The sequence below is a fragment of the Paraburkholderia sp. RL17-380-BIE-A genome (genome assembly GCF_046028085.1).
Classification (GTDB): Bacteria; Pseudomonadota; Gammaproteobacteria; order Burkholderiales; family Burkholderiaceae; genus Paraburkholderia.
Genome location: NZ_JARESQ010000067.1, coordinates 1 through 307, shown reverse-complemented (window position 1 = coordinate 307; position 307 = coordinate 1). Strand labels below are relative to the sequence as shown.

Annotated in this window: 1 protein-coding gene; it reads left to right on the top strand. The window is 63.8% G+C overall.

Annotation, left to right across the window (positions count from 1 at the left end):
• A partial coding sequence (locus tag P0D68_RS35560) for a cytochrome ubiquinol oxidase subunit I (RefSeq protein ID WP_408303752.1) occupies window positions 1–307 on the top strand: 307 nt, incomplete at both ends.

Genomic DNA, 307 nt, shown 5'->3' with positions numbered 1-307 from the left:
TGTGACGGCCTCGATGTTCGTGCTCGGCGTGTCGTCGTGGTATCTGCTCAAGCGCCGCGACACCGAATTCGCGCTGCGCTCGTTCGCGATCGCCGCCGGTTTCGGCCTTGCCTCCACGCTGTGCGTGATCGTGCTCGGCGACGAATCCGGCTACCGCACGGGCGAAGTCCAGCAGGTCAAGCTGGCCGCGATCGAATCCGAATGGGAAACCGCGCCTGCGCCAGCACCGTTTACGATCATCGGGATTCCGAACCAGAAGGAAGAACGTACCGACTACGCGATCCGGGTTCCCTACGCACTCGGCCTC